At 73.7% G+C, this 18,408-nt stretch carries 15 protein-coding genes; 10 read left to right on the top strand and 5 right to left on the bottom strand.

Annotation, left to right across the window (positions count from 1 at the left end):
- The first annotated feature begins 49 nt into the window (after window positions 1–49).
- Complete coding sequence (locus ABZ919_RS21310; protein ID WP_361249974.1) at window positions 50–1,993, top strand: cellulase family glycosylhydrolase; 1,944 nt, start codon at window positions 50–52, stop codon at window positions 1,991–1,993.
- Here the strand turns inward: ABZ919_RS21310 and ABZ919_RS21305 are convergent.
- Window positions 1,970–2,581, bottom strand: coding sequence for a TetR family transcriptional regulator (locus tag ABZ919_RS21305; RefSeq protein WP_361249971.1), 612 nt, complete (start codon window positions 2,579–2,581; stop codon window positions 1,970–1,972). The two genes, ABZ919_RS21310 and ABZ919_RS21305, sit on opposite strands and share 24 nt — an antisense overlap.
- Window positions 2,582–2,706: 125 nt before the next feature.
- Between ABZ919_RS21305 and ABZ919_RS21300 the strand changes: the two genes are divergently transcribed.
- On the top strand, window positions 2,707–3,498 hold the full coding sequence (locus ABZ919_RS21300) for an SDR family NAD(P)-dependent oxidoreductase (RefSeq protein ID WP_361249969.1): 792 nt from the start codon (window positions 2,707–2,709) through the stop codon (window positions 3,496–3,498).
- A gap of 511 nt (window positions 3,499–4,009) precedes the next feature.
- Here ABZ919_RS21300 and ABZ919_RS21295 read toward each other — a convergent pair.
- Entirely contained in the window at window positions 4,010–4,576 is a 567-nt protein-coding gene (locus ABZ919_RS21295) for a dihydrofolate reductase family protein (RefSeq protein ID WP_361249966.1), read from the bottom strand.
- A 325-nt stretch (window positions 4,577–4,901) separates the two neighbouring features.
- Here ABZ919_RS21295 and ABZ919_RS21290 point away from each other — a divergent pair, with 325 nt between their 5' ends.
- The gene (locus ABZ919_RS21290) at window positions 4,902–5,405 is read left to right on the top strand and encodes a TetR/AcrR family transcriptional regulator (protein WP_361249963.1); all 504 of its coding nucleotides are present in this window, start codon (window positions 4,902–4,904) and stop codon (window positions 5,403–5,405) included.
- Between the two features lie 13 nt (window positions 5,406–5,418).
- Here the strand turns inward: ABZ919_RS21290 and ABZ919_RS21285 are convergent, their stop codons facing one another.
- Entirely contained in the window at window positions 5,419–6,045 is a 627-nt protein-coding gene (locus ABZ919_RS21285; RefSeq protein ID WP_361249960.1) for a DinB family protein, read from the bottom strand.
- Between the two features lie 203 nt (window positions 6,046–6,248).
- Window positions 6,249–7,253 (bottom strand): prolyl aminopeptidase, encoded by a 1,005-nt coding sequence (gene pip / locus ABZ919_RS21280; RefSeq protein WP_361249957.1) that lies wholly within the window; start codon window positions 7,251–7,253, stop codon window positions 6,249–6,251.
- Between the two features lie 426 nt (window positions 7,254–7,679).
- On the opposite strand from pip, the gene ABZ919_RS21275 reads away from it, so the two are divergent.
- The 7 genes from ABZ919_RS21275 to ABZ919_RS21245 all read left to right on the top strand — a co-directional run bounded on the left by ABZ919_RS21275 (window position 7,680) and on the right by ABZ919_RS21245 (window position 17,409).
- A complete protein-coding gene (locus tag ABZ919_RS21275; protein ID WP_361249954.1) occupies window positions 7,680–8,453 on the top strand; it encodes a polysaccharide deacetylase family protein in 774 nt (257 codons plus the stop codon).
- A 529-nt stretch (window positions 8,454–8,982) separates the two neighbouring features.
- Window positions 8,983–10,191, top strand: coding sequence for an EfeM/EfeO family lipoprotein (locus ABZ919_RS21270; RefSeq protein ID WP_361249952.1), 1,209 nt, complete (start codon window positions 8,983–8,985; stop codon window positions 10,189–10,191).
- Window positions 10,188–11,423: an iron uptake transporter deferrochelatase/peroxidase subunit gene (gene efeB / locus ABZ919_RS21265; protein ID WP_361249949.1), complete on the top strand. Its 1,236-nt coding sequence runs from the start codon at window positions 10,188–10,190 to the stop codon at window positions 11,421–11,423. Before ABZ919_RS21270 ends, efeB begins: the two co-directional genes overlap by 4 nt.
- A 203-nt stretch (window positions 11,424–11,626) precedes the next feature.
- Window positions 11,627–13,438, top strand: a complete 1,812-nt coding sequence (locus ABZ919_RS21260) for an alkaline phosphatase family protein (RefSeq protein WP_361249947.1) — start codon at window positions 11,627–11,629, stop codon at window positions 13,436–13,438.
- A gap of 159 nt (window positions 13,439–13,597) precedes the next feature.
- Complete coding sequence (locus ABZ919_RS21255; protein WP_361249945.1) at window positions 13,598–14,599, top strand: aminoglycoside phosphotransferase family protein; 1,002 nt, start codon at window positions 13,598–13,600, stop codon at window positions 14,597–14,599.
- A gap of 84 nt (window positions 14,600–14,683) precedes the next feature.
- Complete coding sequence (locus tag ABZ919_RS21250; RefSeq protein WP_361249942.1) at window positions 14,684–15,700, top strand: hypothetical protein; 1,017 nt, start codon at window positions 14,684–14,686, stop codon at window positions 15,698–15,700.
- 155 nt (window positions 15,701–15,855) lie between these two features.
- Window positions 15,856–17,409 carry a N,N-dimethylformamidase beta subunit family domain-containing protein gene (locus ABZ919_RS21245; protein WP_361249940.1) on the top strand — a complete coding sequence of 518 codons (1,554 nt, stop codon included), beginning with the start codon at window positions 15,856–15,858 and terminating at the stop codon, window positions 17,407–17,409.
- 60 nt (window positions 17,410–17,469) lie between these two features.
- Here the strand turns inward: ABZ919_RS21245 and ABZ919_RS21240 are convergent, their stop codons facing one another.
- Window positions 17,470–18,360, bottom strand: a complete 891-nt coding sequence (locus ABZ919_RS21240) for an SDR family oxidoreductase (protein ID WP_361249937.1) — start codon at window positions 18,358–18,360, stop codon at window positions 17,470–17,472.
- Between the last annotated feature and the right edge of the window lie 48 nt (window positions 18,361–18,408).

Raw genomic sequence — 18,408 nt, 5'->3', positions numbered from 1 at the left:
ACCCTGGTCGCGCCACTCCCCCCACCCCCTACAGTCAAGGGCTCCCCAGATGCCGATCGCCCCTGCCGCCCTGCGTCTGACCGTCGCCGTGGCGGGCTTCCTGCTCGCCGCCGCCACGGCCACCTCCACCTCCGCGGTCCCGCAGGCGCCAACCGCCGCAGCGGCCCCAGCACCACGCCCAGTTGACGCCACGGCAGCGGCCCCGGCGTGGTCGCCTCCGCTGTCGACCGAGGGCCGCTACATCGTCGACGGCCGGGGCAACCGATTCCAGCTGAAGGGCGCCAACTGGGACGGCGCACAAGGATCGTGGACGGGCAGCGGCAGTGTCGACGACCCGGCCGACCACCACGCCGGACAGGACTCGTACGGCATACCACTCGGCCTGGACCGCGTCCCCCTCGCTCAACTACTGGACGACTTCCACCAATTGGGTATCAACACCATCCGGCTGCCGTTCTCCAACGCGATGATCCACGACACGGCTCCCGTGCCCGACAACGCTGTCGCCGCCAATCCCCGACTGCGCGGCAGGACACCGCTGGAGATCTACGACGCCGTGGTCGACGCGCTCAGCGGCAGCGGGTTCGCCGTCATCCTCAACAACCACACCAACACGTCCCGCTGGTGCTGCGGCATCGACGGCAACGAGCGCTGGAACAGCTCGCAGTCGACCCAGCAGTGGGCCGGCGACTGGGTGTTCATGGCCCGCCGCTACGCCGGCGTGCCCGGGGTCGTGGGAGCGGATCTGTACAACGAGGTGCGGCGCGATGTGCTGGACGACCCCAACTGGGGCATGGGCGACGGCCACGACTGGTACGCCGCGGCCCAGCTCGCCGCGGAGCGCATCCTCACCGAGGCCGACCCGCGCCTGCTCGTCGTCATCGAGGGCATCAACTGGACCGGCGTCCCCGTGGACGGACTGCCCCACGGCCGACCTGTGCTCACGCCCGCCCGCACGCTGTCCCACACCCTCGTCGACGCTCACAAACTGGTGTACTCGGCGCACTTCTACGGCTACACCGGCCCCCATCACAGCGGCGCGACCGGCATCGGCGAGACACACGACCCCCGCTACCAGGATCTGTCCCGCGACGACCTGTACGCGGCGCTCCAGGACGAGGCGTTCTTCGTCGAGGAGACGGACCGGCACTACACCGCTCCCGTCTGGGTCAGCGAGTTCGGCATCGGCGCCGGCGAGACGAACCCGGCCGCACGCACCTGGTTCGCCCGGGTCACCGACTACTTCGCCGATCACGACGTCGACTTCGCCTTCTGGCCGCTGGTCGGCTTCGCGGGCCACGACGACTGGGCCCTGTTGCAGTACGACGGGACGGGGCACCGCTCCGGCATCCTCGACGCGGGCGACTGGCGCGCGACGGCCTGGCAGCGCCTCATGAGCGCGCCGAGCGAGACCGGCCCGGTGGCGGCGGTCCCCACCTGGCGGATGCTCTCCGTCGACCACGGCGACGCGGTGGAGTCGCTGCGGGTTCGGGCCGCGGGCGACTGGGATCCCGGGGCGTACAAGGCCGTCTGCCCCGATGGGCTGCGGCTCACCGGTCTCGGCCACACCGGCGGCCGCGGACTGTGCACCGACACCGCCGGCAGCGGACCCGGCGGCGACCTGCGCGCGGCCACCGGCGGCCAGACGGTCGTCACGGACGAACGCCACGTCCCGCCCGGCGGCGACTGGGCGTCCGGGTACACCAAACTGCAGTGCCCGCAGGGCGATTTCCTCATCGGTTACAGCGTGCGCGGAGAGCGGGTGTCGGCGGCGCTGTGCGTGCCCGCCCGCAGCCCGCTGGCGGGAGCGGGCCGCACGGTGTGGTTCGACCGGTCCGACAACCGCCCCGCCGACGCCGCCGGCGGCGACTTCGCGTACGGCGACTACAAGGGCCAGTGCGCCGACGACGAGTACGCCGCCGGGATCGCCTTCACCACCCGCCTGGGCAGCCGCCCGGGGCCCGACGCCCTACTGTGCCGCCGGCTCTCCTGAAGCCGCCGCGGACGAGTGGCCGGCGGCCCCTCCCACGAGCAGCAGGAGGGCGTCGACCAAGTCGTCCACGGGACTGCCCGTGGCCAGACGCCGCAGTTGCAGGCCCATCACGAGGGCGACCGTCGTGGCGGCCAGGCGCTCGGCGTCCGGGACGCCCAGCGCGGTGAGGATCCGGGCGGCGAGCAGGTCGTAGGCCTGGAACGCCTCGGCCGCCGCCTCCCGCAGCCGCTCGTCGCGTCCGGCGTGCAGATACAGCTCGAAGGGAGCGAGATGGGCGCTGTCCAGGGCCGAGCCGCAGGCGACCTGGCCGGCCAGGGACGCGGCGGCCTCGACGTCCAGTTGCTCCGTGCGGCACTGCTCGGCCAGCTCGGTGAAGTGCCGTGCCTCCTCGCGCACGAAGTGGAGCAGGCTCTCCCGCAGCAGCTCGTGCTGGGTCTCGAAGTGGTAGGTGACCGAACCGAGGGACACGCCCGCTTCCCTGGCGATGCGCCGGTTCGTGACCGCGGCGACTCCGTCCTCGCCGATGATCCGCAGGACGGCGGTGATGATGCGCTGGCGCATCGGGGCGGAGGGGGCGGCATGCGGCATGGCGTGCATTCTTCCATCACCCGCGGCCTGGCCGACGCCGGTGGGCGGCCCGGCCGACGGGACGGTGGACGCAGGAGCCGGGCATCCCTATTGTTCGTTCGAACGAACAGGACTGGAGGATAGTCGTGCAGATTTCCGGGTCAACCGTTCTGCTCACCGGCGTCACCGGTGGCATCGGCGGAGCGCTCGCCGCCGCGCTGTCCGCCCGTGGCGCCCGCCTGGTTCTCACCGGGCGCCGGCGTGAGGCGCTCGAACCGCTCGCCGCTCGCTACGATGCCCGCACGATCGCCGCGGATCTGGCCGACCCCGGCGATGTGCAGCGGCTGGCTGAGGAGGCCGCCGACGCCGAGATCCTCATCGCCAACGCGGCCCTGCCCTCCAGCGGTGACGTCCTCGACTACACGCCGGAGCAGATCGACCGCGCGCTCGCGGTGAACCTGCGCGCCCCCGCGATGCTCGCCCGGCTGCTCGCTCCCGGCATGGTGGCGGCGGGCCGCGGCCACATCTGCTTCGTCGGCTCGCTGTCCGGCATGGCGGCCACCAAGTCGTCGTCCCTGTACACCGCGACGAAATTCGGGCTGCGCGGCTTCTCACTGGCCTTCCGGCAGGATCTGCACGGCACGGGCGTCGGCGTCTCGATCGTCCAGCCGGGTTTCGTGCACGAGCTGGGCATGTTCGCGAAGACGGGTGCGGCCACGCCCGGCGGGCTCCGTACGGTGTCGCCGCAGAAGGTGTGCAGGGGAGTGACGCGGGCGATCGAACGCGACCTCGCCGAGGTCAACGTGGCACCGCCCGAGCTGCGGTTCCTCACCAAGGTCGCGTCCCAGTTCCCGGGCTTCGCCGAGCGGGTCCAACGGCTGGCAGGGGCGGAGCCGACACTCGACACCATCGTCGCCGCCCAGCGCTCGAGCCGCTGACGCAACGCTGCGGGAGGGGCGGACTGCGACGCGGAGGGCCGGGGGCACGGGGCGGGCGGCCCCGTCGACTCGGAAACCTGGTCGGCCCGGAAACCCGCTCGGCCCGGCAGCCCGAGGGCCGAAGCCCATGGAGGCGAAACCCGTGAAGCAGGGCCCGTGGAGCAGCGGCCTGCGGAGCAGCGGCCCATGAGGGCCAGCGGCTCGGTGCGGCCGGCGGACCGAGCTCGTGCGCCCCGGCACCCGGTGGCCGCAGGTGCCCACGAGGCCAGGCGGAAGGGGCCGGGCGCCCACAGGACCAGGGGCCGTGGGACTGGGGCCGGCCCGGCGCGGTTGGTGGGCACTGCCTGTGGGGTCCCAGGGAGCCGGGGTGCCGACGGGGCCGGGGGGGCCGACGGGGCCGACGGGGCCGGGGAGCTAGCGGGGGCGGGGACCGACATGGCCGGGACGTCGGGGCCAGCGGGCCGGCGGCGGGCGGCGCATCGGCGGGACCGTTCCGCCCCGCGCACCGTGATCAGCGTTGGCTTGCGGGGCTGCCCGGCAGCGGAGGGCGGGTGCCCTTGCAGGAGTAGACGATCTCCACGGCTCCGCCCGGCAGCGCGCGTTCGCTCCGGAACTCGAGGCCCAGGGACGGGTCGAGCGCGGGCGTGAGACGGCTGCCACCTCCGAACAGCAGCGGCACGATGACCAGCTCCAGCGTGTCGAGGGCGCCGAGGGCGTGGAACGTCTGGATCGTGCGCGGGCCTCCGACCAGGTGGACGTCGCCGCCCCGGTTGACCGCGCGGATCTTCTCCAGCAGCCGCGCCGGATCGCCGTCCGTGACGACGTGGTCCGGGGTGCCGGCCGGACGGTGGGAGCCGAGCACGAACACGTCCAGGTCCGGCCAGGGCCAGCGGTCGTTGGTCAGCGCCGGCTCGAAGGTGGTACGGCCCATCACCGCGGCTTCACACCCGTCGAGGAACTCCCGGATGCCGTGGCTCCGGCCGGACACGAAGGCCGGGTCGGCCGTCTGCGCGGGCCACCCGTCCGGGGTGGTGACGTGACCGTCGGCGCTCATGCTCACACGGGCACGGATCTTCATGGGGTCTCCTCGGGTGACGGCCGCCGGTTCGGCGGCCTGGGCGGCATGTGCTGAGGTCGGTCGTGCCTCCATCCAAGCGTCGAGCGGGACATGCGCATCTCGACACACCGCAGGGAAGAACTTCCGCGCGCTCGCCGCGCTGCGCGCCCCACCCGAGACGTCACCGCGCCGGGGCGCGGGCCTCGTGCACGTCGTGCTCCCGGTTCCGGTCGGGTCCCCGTCCCCCTCCTCGTCCTCGTCCGCACCAGTTCGGTGGCCGCCGGCCTGGGCCCCGACGCGCCGCGGTGAGCTCACCCGTCACGTCCGGCCGCCGTCACGGCAAGGGATGGTCCTTGACGAAGCGGCGGATCTCCTCCGTGAGGACAGCCGGATCGTCCAGCTGGACCAGGGCGGGAAGGCCCAGTTGGGCGAGGAGGTGATCCGCACCTCGGGCGCCGTCTGCCTGGGGCTCATCTCCACGCTCATGACGCCCTACGAGGACCGGGTGGCGGCCACCGCCGACGCGTTCGCCGCCGCGACCGGCACCCTCGCCGAGCTGGACTTCGCCGACCTCTGTCCCGTCGCGACGGTCGCGTCGGAGGTAGCCAGCACCAACCAGCCGCTCCGACGGGCCACTTCGGCGGCGTTCGACAGCTGGACCGGCCAGCTCGCCGCCCACTACGCCCAGGGCGGCGTCCCCCGACCCACCGCCCGGGAGACGGCGAGCTCGGTCATCGCCCTGCTGGAGGGCGCCTTCATGCCGGGCCGGGCCGCGCGCGGCACCGAACCGGTGCGGGCGGCGGGCAGGGCGGCCGCGGCGATCGTCCGGGCGGCCCTCGCCGAGGACTGATCAGTCGCGGCCCTCAGGTCTGCCGGCCGGCCCGGTACAGGTCGCGGAGCAGGGCGATCTCGGCTCCGTGGTGCAGCACCTCCTGGTTGACCCACCACACGACGGTCAGGCAGGGTTCCCCGGGATCACTGCCGTACGGGTAGCTGCAGTGTCCGACCGTGTCCAGCGCCGCGTCGTCGGCGCTCAGCAGTGCCCGCCGCCAGGCGCTGACGCCGGCCTCGAAGGCCGAGACGGCACCCGCGGCGTCCCCGCTGACGGGATGGTCCTCCCGGGTCGCCGAGCGGCCGCCGACGGTGTGGTCGGCGCGCAGGGACATCGTCTCGGTGAGGTGGCTCAGGCGCCAGGCGAGAGTCGTGACGGGCGGTGGCCAGGGGTGGGGGTACGGCGCGGCGTCCCGCCCCCACGGGCCGCCGCCGGCCAGGAAGGCCGCCCGTGGTCCCGGCCCGTCCACGCGTCGCCTGACCGTCCAGCAGCCGGGCACCGGTTCCCAGAAGTACTCGGCGTCGGTCAGGGGCTCGACCCTGGTGTCCCCGCCGTCGCCGCTGTCCATGACGGGTCCGGTCAGCCGCCGGAGGAGACGCTCGGAGGCGAGGTCGAACTGGTCCAGCAGCGGAAGGAGTCGGGGCGGTGTGGTGGTCAACGGGACGCTCCTCGGAGGACGGACCGGGCTCCGGGGTACGGCCGGTGCCCCGGACCGGAGGCGGCTCTGCCGAGCCGGCCCACCCTGGCACGGCCCACCCTGGCACGGCGGACCCCGGACGCGCGCCCCCTTTTACGGCGCGCACGCCCCCGGCGGACGATGCACACTGCCGTCAACTCCCCCGGGATATGGGGCCGTCGTGCTCAAAGAGAGCCGGGAAGCCTGCGGCACCCCCGTGGTTGCCGGCCGCGCGCCGCAAACCGGTCGGTTGCCGCGACCAACGCCTTGGCCATGCCCGGTGCCCCGGTGTTGTGTCCTGCGTCGTCCACGATCAGCAATTCACTGTCGGGCCAGGCCTGTCTCAGCCGCCAGACGACGCCGAGGAGGTTGCCGAAGTCGAGGCTTCCCTGGACGAGGGTGCCGGGAACCCCCTTGAGCAGGTGCGCGTCGCGCAGGACGACACCCTCGTCGTTGCCCTCGCCGAGGAAGTGGTCGTTGCCCCAGTAGTGTGTGACGGTGCGGGCGAAGCCCAGGCGGAAGACGGGGTCCTCGTAGCGGGCGACGGAGCGCGGCGGCGCGGGGATCACGGCGGTCTCCCAGTCGGTCCAGGCCCGTGCGGCCCGCTCCCGCACCTCGGCGTCGGGGGATTCGAGCAGCCGGTTGTAGGCGGCGGCGAGGTTGCCGTCGCGCGCGTGGGCGGGAACGTGGGACCGGAACCGTTCGAAGGCGTCCGGGAAGATCCGGCCGAGCCCCCGGGTCAGCAGCTCCACCTCGGCGTTCGACCCCGTGGCGACGCCGGTGAGCACCAGCCCGGAGATGACGCCCGGGTGGGTCTGCGCGTAGCGCAGCGCGAGCACCGATCCCCAGGACACGCCCCATACCAGCCACCGTTCGACGCCCAGGTGCCGGCGCAGCAGTTCCAGGTCGGCCATGAGGTGGGCCGTGGTGTTGACGCTCATGTCGGTGTCGGGGCGGCTCGCGTGGGGCGTGGACCGGCCGCAGCCGCGCTGGTCGAACAGGACGATCCGGTAGGCGGCCGGGTCGAACAGGCGCCGGTGGTACGGGGTGCACCCGGATCCCGGTCCGCCGTGCAGGACGACGGCGGGCCTGCCGTCGGGGCTGCCGCAGGTCTCCCAGTACACGTGGTTGCCGTCGCCCACGTCGAGCATGCCGTGCGCGTACGGTTCGATCTCCGGATAGAGGGCCATCCCGGCACCGTAGCGCCCGCCCCGCCGGCTCCGGCGCCGGATCGGCGAGGTCCGCGCTCGCCCGGGCTCCTCCCCCGGTCTCACAGCTGCCGTCGTACGCCGGCCTCCCGCTCGGCCCGCTCCACCGCGCTGCCGGTGGTGACATCGGGGCCACCCCGTCCCTCGGGCTCGAGCCGCAGATCGGTCGCACCACACGGGGTACCCCGTTGCCCGCCGTGTCCTCCGCCTCGGTGACGCCGGTGGGCGGGCCGCGGGCCGGGGCGCGTCCCTGCGCGTCCCTGCGCGCCCCTGCGCGTCCTGTCGCGGAATCGCCGCGGGATTGTCCGTGATCGGTAACATCCGGATCCTGCGATCAACCCCGGCCGTCCTGACAGGTGCACGGAACAGGGGTGCACAACAGCACAGGGACACAGATCGGGGCGGGGCATGGCGCGGCATGGTGGGCGGGGTTGGTACGGCCGGGTGGTTGCGGCGGCGGTCGGGGTCACCGCGGTGGCGGCCGCCACGTCGGTGTGGACCGCACAGGCCGGCCAGCCGGGCGGTGGTACGGCACGGGCGGGCGCCCCGGCCCGGCACGCCGCGCCGCAGCCGGTGTCCGTGTCGGCCGACATCGCCCATGCCTCGGACGGGGGCGCACACGCGGTCAACATCACCATCGACGACGGCCCGGACCCGCTCTGGACGCCGCAGGTGCTCCAAGTGCTGCGCGAGAACGGGGTGAAGGCGACGTTCTGCATGATCGGCCCGCAGGCGCAGGCGCACCCGGACCTGGTCCGCCAGGTGGTGACCGCCGGGCACCGGCTGTGCGACCACACGGTGTCGCACGACACGACGATGGACAAGAAGTCCGAGGCCTACCAGTCGCAGCAGATCCTGGAGGCCCAACAGCAGATCATCAAGGCGTCCGGCGGCGTGCGGCCGATGTACTACCGGGCTCCCGGCGGCGCCTTCACCCCGTACAGCCGGCACCTGGCGGCGGCGCACGGGATGCGGCCGCTCGGCTGGAACGTGGACTCCAAGGACTTCGAGCGGCCGGGCACCGGGGCCATCGTCGCCACCGTCCAGCGCGAGCTGCCCAACGGGCCGACGATCCTGTTCCACGACGCGGGCGGCGACCGCTCGCAGACGGTGGCCGCGCTGCGCACCCTGCTGCCGTGGCTCAAGCAGCAGGGCTGGTCCTTCGGGTTCCCGGTGCGCTGAACAGCGCGGCGGAGCGGGCGACTTCCGCCGATCCGCCGGAGGTCCCCAGGGCGCCCACCGGTGTCCCGAGCCGTTTCCCGCCGCCGGGGGCGATGTCCAGGTGTGCACGCCGACGAGCCGGTACGGGCCGCGGGCGGCACCGGGCATACCGGCGGCGCAGCCCGTGACGAACGGCCCCGGCACCGACCAGTGCCGGGAGCCGTCGGCCGGCTGGTCCACGAGGCCGATCCGGAGGCGCCGGCCTCGGCGGACGCGCCGGGGTCCGTGCCGGGCACCCGGACGACGAGCCGCCGAGCGGCACCGCCACCGCACCCTGCACGTCGCCCAGTTCGTCGGCCGGCGGCCTGGACCGCCGGCCCGCCGGTACTCGGCGTCGGGGACCGCGCAGCCCCCCTCGCCGCCGGGGCCTGCGTACACGGAGGTGAACCCCGGGGTAATTCTCGGCCATCCACGCCCTGGGACGACTGTTCGGTTCCGTGGCGGCGTCTACGATGAGGCCGCTGCGTACGTCGTCCCGGAAAGGCTCGCCATGCCGTTGCCTCGCCTCGGCACGCGGTCCGTGCGTCCCCGGACGGCGCCGGCCGTGTTCGTCGCCCTCGCCGTGGCCCTCGCGGGCTCGCTGCTGGCGTTCTCGCTGAACGGCCCGCAGCACGGCCGGATCGCCGACGACCCGTCCGGTCACGTCGTCATCGACGTGTCGGAGAGCCACTGCGGGCGCGGCTGGAACCGGCCCGAGCCGGGGGTGCGGACCTTCGACCTGCACAACTCCTCCGACGGCTCCGCCGAGGTGTACCTGGAGGACCCCGGCAGCCAGGTGGTGTACGGCGAGGTGGAGGGCATCGGGCCCGGCACCACACGGCAGTTGACGGTCCGGCTGGGCAAGGGAACGTACGCCTTCAAGTGCGTGCCCGACGACGCCGACGCCGTCACCGGGCCCAGCGTCCGCATCACCGGTGGGCGGCGCGGCCCCGGTGCCGCACCGCTCTCGGAGCACGACCTGATCCCGGCCGCCCTCGCCTACCAGAAGTGGGTCGGCTCCGGGCTCGACGAGGTCGTACGGCTGACGACCCGGCTGAGGGACGCGATCGGCCGGGGCGACCTCCCGGGCGCCCGGTCGGCCTGGCTCCCGGCGCATCTGCGGTACGAGCGGCTCGGCGCGGCGTACGACGCCTTCGGGGACGCGGACCGAGCGATCAACGGCACCGACGCCGGCCTGTCCGGCGGGGTGCACGACAAGGACTTCGCCGGTTTCCACCGCGTCGAGTACGGGCTGTGGCACGGCGAGCCGGCCGCCGGCCTGCGCGCCCCGGCGGCGGCACTGGTGAAGGCCGTGACCGGGCTGCGGGACAACTGGTCGCAGACCCGCATGGACCCCGCCCAGCTGGGTCTGCGCGCGCACGAGATCCTGGAGAACACAGTGCAGTTCGAGCTGACCGGCCGTACCGACTACGGCAGCGGCAGCAATCTCGCCACCGCCCGCGCCAACCTGGACGGCACCCGCGCGGTGCTGTCCCGGCTGCGCCCGCTGCTCACCACCCGGTACGCCGACCTGCCGGGCCTGGACAAGGACCTGGACCGTGCCGGGCGCACCCTCGACGGCTTCCGGCACGGCGACCGCTGGACCCCGCTCGACTCCCTGAGCCGCGCCCAGCGGGAGCACACCGACGCGCTGCTCGGCGACCTGGTGGAGCGACTGGCCTCGGTGGCCACCCTGTGCGACCCGCGGAGGACCGTGTGAACGACCCTGCAGTCACCGCCGAACGCCCCGGCGGCCTGGCCCGGCGCGGCTTCCTGCGCGGCGCCGCCCTGGCGGGGGCCGGCCTCGCCGCGAGCGCCGCCGCCCCCGGCACCACGGCCACCACGACGGCGTCCATGGCCCCGTTCCACGGCGTGCACCAGGCCTCGGCCATCGCGGCCCCGCGCCGCTGCTGCGTGTTCGTCTCCCTCGACGTGACGGCCGACAGACGCGCCGAACTCACCGACCTGCTGCGCACCCTCACCGAGCGGGCCCGCTTCCTCACCTCCGGAGGGACACCCTCCCCGGTCGGCATCACCCAACCGCCCGTCGACTCGGGCGTCCTCGGCGGCCAGGTGCCCGCCGGGCAACTGGCCGTGACGGTCGGCGTCGGCGCCTCGCTCTTCGACGACCGGTTCGGGCTGGCCGCGCTCAAGCCGCGGCGGCTGACCGCGATGCCCGCCTTCCCCGACGACGACCTCCGGGCCGACTGGTGCCACGGTGACCTCAGCCTCCAACTGCACGCCGACGAACCGGACACCGCCCTGCACGCCCTGCGCGACATCGCCCGCCACACCCGCGGCGCAGCGCAGGTCCGCTGGCGGCTGGACGGCTTCTCCAGCCCGCCCCGCCCTTCCGGAACTCCGCGCAACCTGCTGGGGTTCAAGGACGGCACCGCCAACCCGGACGCGACGAGCGCCCGCGAGATGGACCGCCTGATCTGGGTGGGCAGGGCCACGGGGGAACCGGACTGGGCGGTCGGCGGCAGCTACCAGGTCGTCAGGCTGATCCGGATGCTGGTGGAGTTCTGGGACCGGGTCTCGCTCAGCGAGCAGGAGCGGATGTTCGGGCGGGCCAAGGAGTCCGGAGCGCCGCTGGACGGCGACCACGAGCACGACACGCCGAAGTACGCCGACGACCCCAAGGGTGACGTCATTCCGCTGGACGCGCACATGCGGCTCGCCAACCCGCGCACTCCCGGCACCGCGGACCAGCGCCTGCTGCGCCGCGCGTACAACTACGACCGGGGCATGGACGCCAACGGCAACCTCGACATGGGCCTGTTGTTCTCCTGCTACCAGCAGGACCTGAAGCGGCAGTTCGAGGCGGTGCAGCACCGGCTGGCGGGCGAGCCGCTGACGGACTACATCAGCCCGTTCGGCGGCGGCTACTTCTTCGCGCTGCCCGGCGTTCGGGACGCCTCGGACTGGTACGGGCGCGGCCTGTTCGGCTGAACCTGTCCGGACAACTCGGCCGCCGGATGGGTCAACACACAGTCAAGTTTTGCCCTGGCATTCCTGACTTGGTGTTCACCCACGCGCCATGATGGCTCCGCCGTCGCGCCCCGCGACGGGCGCAGCATCCCTGCTCGTACGACGCACAGACGTTCTGTCCGGAGGGGTAGACCACCATGGCAAGCAGAGGAAGACGAGCCGCGATGCGGAGCCTGGGCGCGCTCGCGGGCGCCGCGGCGCTCACCGTGCTCGGCAGCAACGCGCCCGGCTGGGCTGCAGCGCCCGCCGCGCACCGCGGGCACTCCTCGACCGCAACGCCGATCAAGCACGTCGTCGTGCTCTTCGACGAGAACATCTCCTTCGACCACTACTTCGCGACGTACCCGCAGGCCGCCAACACGGACGGCACGAAGTTCACCGCGTCGAAGAACACCCCGAAGGACATCGACACCCTGGCGCACGCCGGGCTGCTGACGAAGAACCCGAACCAGTACGCGCCGAAGCGGCTGTCCCCGTCGCAGGCGATGACCTGCGACCAGAACCACAACTACGGTGCCGAGCAGCTCGCGTACAACGGCGGCAAGGCCGACCAGTTCGTGCAGAACACCGAGGTCGACAAGTGCAGCGGCGGCCTGTTCGGCGAGCCCGGCCTGGTCATGGACTACTACGACGGCAACACCGTCACCGCGCTGTGGAACTACGCCCAGCACTACACCCTGTCCGACCGGTCCTACAGCTCGGTCTACGGCCCCTCCACGCCCGGCGCGCTGAACCTGGCCTCCGGTCAGACGCACGGTGTCATCTCCGTCGACCCGTCCACGGGCACCGAGAACCCCAAGCAGACGTCCACCCCGGACGCCTACACGGTCAAGTCCCCGGACGCCAAGGGCGTGGGCACGGTCATCAACGACCCCGACCCGGCCTACGACGACTGTGCGGACAAGGACCACACCAGCAGCAACGCGCTGGCGTCGATGCAGGGCAAGAACGTCGGTGACCTGCTCAACACCAAGCACGTGAGCTGGGGCTGGTTCCAGGGCGGCTTCCGCCCGTCGACGGCGTGGGACGGCACCCCGGGGTCGTACGCCAAGTGCGACACCACGCACACCAACCTGGGCGGCGCGGCCGTGGCGGACTACAGCCCGCACCACAACCCGTTCGCGTACTACAAGTCGACGGCGAACCCGCACCACCTGGCGCCCAAGAGCGTCTCGGAGATCGGCCACAACGGCCGGGCCAACCACAACTACGACCTGACCGACTTCTCCGCCGCGCTGAAGGCGGGCAGGCTGCCGGCCGTCAGCTTCGTCAAGGCCGGTGAGTACCAGGACGGCCACGCCGGCTACTCCGACCCGACCGACGAGCAGCACTTCCTGGTGAACCAGATCAACGCGATCCAGAGCTCGCCGCAGTGGAAGTCCACCGCGATCGTGGTCGCCTACGACGACTCCGACGGCTGGTACGACCACGCCTACGTCGCCCCGCAGAACGGCTCGACGGACACCTCGCTGGGCTCCAACGGCAAGGCCACCGACAGCCCGGCCTGCCAGAACGGCCCGAAGGCGGCCGGCGGTTACGCCGACCGCTGCGGTCCGGGCACCCGCCAGCCGCTGCTCGTCATCTCCCCGTACAGCAAGGTCAACAAGGTCGACCACACGCTGACGAACCAGGCGTCCATCACCCGGTTCATCGAGGACAACTGGTGCACCGGCCGCATCGGCGACCAGTCCTTCGACGCGACGGCCGGCTCCCTCGCGGGCATGTTCGACTTCCGGCACCCGAACAACAAGCAGGTGCTGCTGAACTCCGACGGCTCGATCAAGCACGTCGGTCCGATCAAGCACGTCGCCCCGGTGTCCACGAGCATCACTCCGGGCCCGGCGATGCAGAACGCGGCCGCCACGACCGACGCCTCCGGCTTCCCGGCCCTCCCGGTCGGCCTCGGCGTGGGCGCCCTGCTGGCCGCGGGCGTGACCGGCACGTACCTGACGCTGCGCCGCAAGCAGCAGGCCTGATCCCGCAGTACCGCACACAACGGCGCGCCCCCGGTCGGTGACCGGGGGCGCGCCCGTCCGTGTGCTCGTGTCCCTGGCGCCGGGCAGATCGCAGAGGCCCGTCGGCCGGGGGCGGGGAAATCGGTGGCCGATCATCGGTCGTGGTGCTGTGATGGCGCGATGCGACACGGGTTCTCGTTCGTCGTGGACCGGAGCAGGTACCAGTACGCGCCCACTCCGTGGGAGCAGGAGTCCTGGCGCGCCTCGGCCCTCGACTGGATGGTGGAACAGCTCGCCTCGCACGGCCTGCGGGCGCGTGGCGAGCTGCGGGTACGGCTGCGGCCGTGGTCCGTGCTGGTGCGGGTGCCCGTCGTGGGGCGGGACGCCGTCTGGTTCAAGGCGAACCCACCGGCCAGCGGCTTCGAGGGCCCGCTGACCGCCGCACTGGCCCGCTGGGTGCCGGAGCAGGTGCTGGCGCCGCTGGCCGTCGACGCCGAGCGGGCGTGGGTCCTGCTGCCCGACGGCGGAGACCTCTTCCGCGACGTACTCGCCCGGGCGCCGGTCGAGCCGCGGACCTGGGAGGAGCTCCTGCGCCAGTACGCGAGCGCACAGCGGGCGCTGAGCGCGCACTCGCGCGAGATCGAGCGGCTCGGCGTGCCGTCCGCCCGGACCCCCGATCTGCCCGGGGTGTTCGACGAACTGCTCGCCGCGAACGCCGCGCTGCGCCCCGAGGCACGCGTCCGGCTGGAGCGGCTGCGGCCCCGCCTGGCGGAATGGTGCGCCGAACTCGCCTCGGCCGGCATCGAGGACACCCTCGACCACGCGGACCTCCACGACGGCCAGGTGTTCCACCGCGCACCGGACCGCTTCATCTTCTTCGACTGGGGCGACGCCGCCGTGTCGCACCCGTTCTGCAGCCTCCGGACCCCCGTCGGCAAGGCTCGCGCGCGGTTCGGGCCGCACGTCCTGGACCGGCTGCTCGACGCCTATCTGGAGCCCTGGACGGGTGCCGGCCGCACGGCGGCGGAGCTGCGGCGCGCCGCGCACCTCGCCTGGCGCCTGAGCGCCCTGGCCCGCGCCGCGTCCTGGGGCCGCGTCTTTCCCGATGCGTCGAACACCGCTCCGGGAGCGGAGCAGAGCTCGGGGTCCTTGCTCGAACTCTGCACCGACCCGCCGTTCTGAGGGAGCCGGTGACCACGCTCCCCGCCCCGCCCGGGCGGCTCGGGGGGCTCGCCGGGCCCCCGCCGAGCGGCGGACACTGGGCCCATGGCCCGTACGCCTGCGCACGCCACTCCCCCGCCCGGACGCCGTGCCGTGCTGGCCGCCCTCGCCGGCGCCGCGCTCGGCGCGGCGGGCTGCTCCGGCCATACCGCTGCGGGCGCGCGCTCGTCCCGACGGTCCGGCGCTGTCCCCACCGGGTCGCCGTCCCCGTCCTCGCCGTCCCCCTCCCCCGGTTTGCCGCACACCACGCCGTGGCGGCCCACCTCCGCCGAAGTCCAGCCGGCGGCGAAGCTGCGGGCCGTGCAGCTGGTCGAGGCGATCGGCGCGTGGGGCGACGGACACGGCGGAGTGGCCGCGGCACGGGCGCGGGTCGCGGCGCTCGGGCTGCCGACGGCCCTCGCCGGCCAGGCCGGCCCGCTGCTGCCGGCGGCCGACCAGGCGGCGTTGCAGGTCGTGGACGCGCAGTACGGCGGCATCCTGGGGCGCTCGGCCAGCGTGCTGGTGGTGTGCCGGCAGTGGACCCGGCGCGGTGGCACGGTGAGCGCGGGCGGGACGACGGTCGATGTGCGCCTCTCCCGGCCGGGGCCCGGCTGGAGGGTCGACGCCCTGCATCCGGCCCACCCTGGCCCGGCCGCCCGGTCGTTGCCACCGGACGTCCGGGCGGTGCTCTCCGACGACCGGATCGTGCTGCCGCCCGCCGCCGCGGCCGACCTGCGCAGCGGCCGGGTGCACACCAGCGTGGCGCGGGCGATGCTCGCGCTGGCGCGCGCCCACCGGCTGGAGGTGAGCGTCGTACGCTCCGGCCATCCGCTGGACGTGTTCGGCACCAGCCGCCCCAGTGACCACCCGCGCGGCCGGGCCTTCGACGTGTGGCGGATCGACGGCCGCGCGGTCGTCGACCCGGCGACACCGCGCGGCCTGATCGAACGGTTCATGCGGGACGCGGCGGCCGCCGGCTCGTACAACGTGGGCGGCCCGGTCCTGCTGACGGGCGGCGGCACCGGTCAGTTCTTCAGCGACGCCACCCACCACGACCACGTCCACGTCGGCTTCCGCACCTGACGGCACCCGCCCCGCGTCACCCGTTCGGCCGTACCGCCGGCGGCCCGGCCGGACGTGCTCCCGCGGTCTCGCGGCCGGTGCAGGCCCGGCCGCGCGGGTTGCGCCGGCCGCGCGGGCGTCGGGACGCTGGAGCGGGCACGCATCCAGGAGGTCAAGTGGCTCCGGTACCAGGCAGCACACCGTCGGACGGGCTCGGCCGCCGGCGATTCCTCACCCTGGCCGCAGGGCTGAGCCTCGGCACGGCCGCCGCGTGCACGGCGGCACCGCCGCGACCGCAATCCACGGCCGCCCCGGACCGCCGGCTGCGCCCGGAGGCCGAGCGGGACGCCCCGGGCACCGCCGACTGGCGCCTCGGCTCCACCGGCCCGCCGGAGGCGGTGGCCGGCTACACGGACCGGGTGAGCGTCACCCCGGGAGAGCCGTTCGGGCTGCACGTGTCGACCACCGCCGCGTCGTTCCGGGTCTCCGCGTTCCGGGTGGGCTGGTACGGCGGCAGCCGGGCCCGCCGCGTCTGGACATCGGAGCGCATACCCGGCCGGGCCCAGCCCGCCCCGCGTCTGCTGCCCGCGACGCGCACGGTGCGCGCCGACTGGCCGCAGACCCTGCCGGTGGACACCTCCGGGTGGCCGGAGGGCGCCTATCTGCTCCGGCTGGAAGCGGACACCGGTCACCGGCGCCACGTCCCGCTGATCGTCCGCTCCGCCGAGGGAGCTGGCCGCACGGTCCTGCTGCATGCGCCGGCCACCTGGCAGGCGTACAACCGCTGGGGCGGCAGCAGCCTCTACAACGGCGCTTCGGGGGCGTACGCCACGCGCTCCCTCGCGGTGAGCTTCGACCGTCCCTACGACGGCGACGGCGCCGAGAAGTTCCTGGTGTACGAGTGGGCACTGGTGGTGCTGGCCGAGCGTCTCGGCATCCCGCTCGCCTACACCACCGGCATCGACGTCCACCGTGATCCCGCGGTGCTGCGCGGCGCGCGCGCCGTCGTCTGCCTGGGCCACGACGAGTACTGGACACCGCAGCAACGGGCGCATGTGACCGCCGCGCGGGACGCCGGTACGAACGTCGCCTTCCTCGGGGCGAACACGTGCTTCCGCCGGGTCCGGCTGGAGGCCGGGGAACGGGCGGACGACCGTACGGTGATCTGCTACAAGACCGACTACCGTGCCGACCCCTGCTACGGCTCCCGGCCGGCCCTGGTCACCACCGACTACCGGCTTCCGCCGGCCGCGGACCCCGAGTCGTCCCTGACCGGCGTGCTCTACGAGGGCTATCCGGTCGACGCCCCCTATGTCGTCCGGGCCGCCGACCACTGGCTGTACGACGGTACGGGCGCACGCACCGGCGACAGCTTCGCCCATCTCGTCGGCGTCGAGTACGACCGGATCATCCCCGGCGCCCCCGCCCCCGGCCCGGTGGAGATCACCGCGCACTCCCCGCTGGTCTGCGGCGGGCGGCCCAGCCACAGCGACTCGGCGTACTACACGGCCGCCGGTGGTGCCGGGGTGTTCGCGACCGGCACCATGCGCTGGGTGGAGGGGCTGGTGGCCGGGACGGGCATGCTCGGGCGCGACCACGGTATGGACGCCCGTACCCGCGCTTTCGTCACCCGCACCACGGAGAACCTGCTGCGCACCTTCGCCGAGGGCCCCGCGGGCCGGCACGCCCCACCGCCACGCGCCAACGTGCGTGCGGTGTACGGGGCCTGAGCACGGGGCAGGTGGTGCCGCCGGCCACACTTGCCTCAGGCCGCACGTACCTCACGTACCTCAGGGCAGAGGGGTGCCGCCGGTCGCGTTCAGGATCTCGGCGGTGATGTACCCGGCCTGCGGGGAGGCCAAGTAGACGTAGGCCGGGGCCAGTTCGGCGGGCTGGGCCGGGCGGCCGAGCGGAGCCTGCTTCCCGAACTCCGTGGTGTCCGGGAGGGTGGAGGGGATGAGCGGCGTCCACACCGGCCCCGGGGCGACCGCGTTGACCCGGATGCCGCGCTCGGCGACCATCTGCGCGAGCCCTTGGGTGAAGGTGACGATCGCGCCCTTGGTCATGGCGTAGTCCAGCAGGTGCGGGCTGGGCTTGTACGCCTGCACGGACGTGGAGTTGATGACACAGCCGCCGGACGGGATGTGCGGGAGGGCGAACTTGGTGAGCCAGAACATGCCGTACACGTTCGTCCGCACGACCCGGTCGAACTGCTCGGTGCTGATCGCCTCGATGCCGTCCGGCTGGGACATCTGGTAGGCGGCGTTGTTGACGAGGACGTCGATGCGGCCGAACTCGGCGACCGCGCGTTCGACCAGCGCCCGGCAGTTGTCCTCCTCGCGGATGTCGCAGGAGACGGCGACCGCCTTGCGTCCCGCGTCCTCCACCAGCCGGGCCGTCTCGCGGGCCTCGTCCTCCTCCTCGTCGAGATGGGTGAACAGCACATCGGCGCCCTCACGGGCGAACGCCAGGGCCACCGCCCTGCCGATGCCGGAGTCCCCGCCGGTGATCACCGTCTTGTGGCCGTCCAGCCGGCCTGCGCCGCGGTAGGAGTCCTCGCCGTGGTCGGGCGGCGGGTCCATCGGCCCGGTCCAGCCCGGATGCGGCTGGTCCTGCGAGGGGAAGTCAGGGCGGGCGTGCTGTGTGACCGGGTTGGGCCGGTCGCCGTGCCGGTCCGTCATGGCGGCCTCCTGCGTGTCGGGCGGACGGGACGGCGACCGGGTTCCCGG

The organism is Streptomyces sp. NPDC046759, from assembly GCF_040645475.1.
GTDB lineage: Bacteria > Actinomycetota > Actinomycetes > Streptomycetales > Streptomycetaceae > Streptomyces.
Note: the sequence above shows the minus strand (reverse complement) of the source record. Positions and strands in the feature narration are given on the sequence as shown.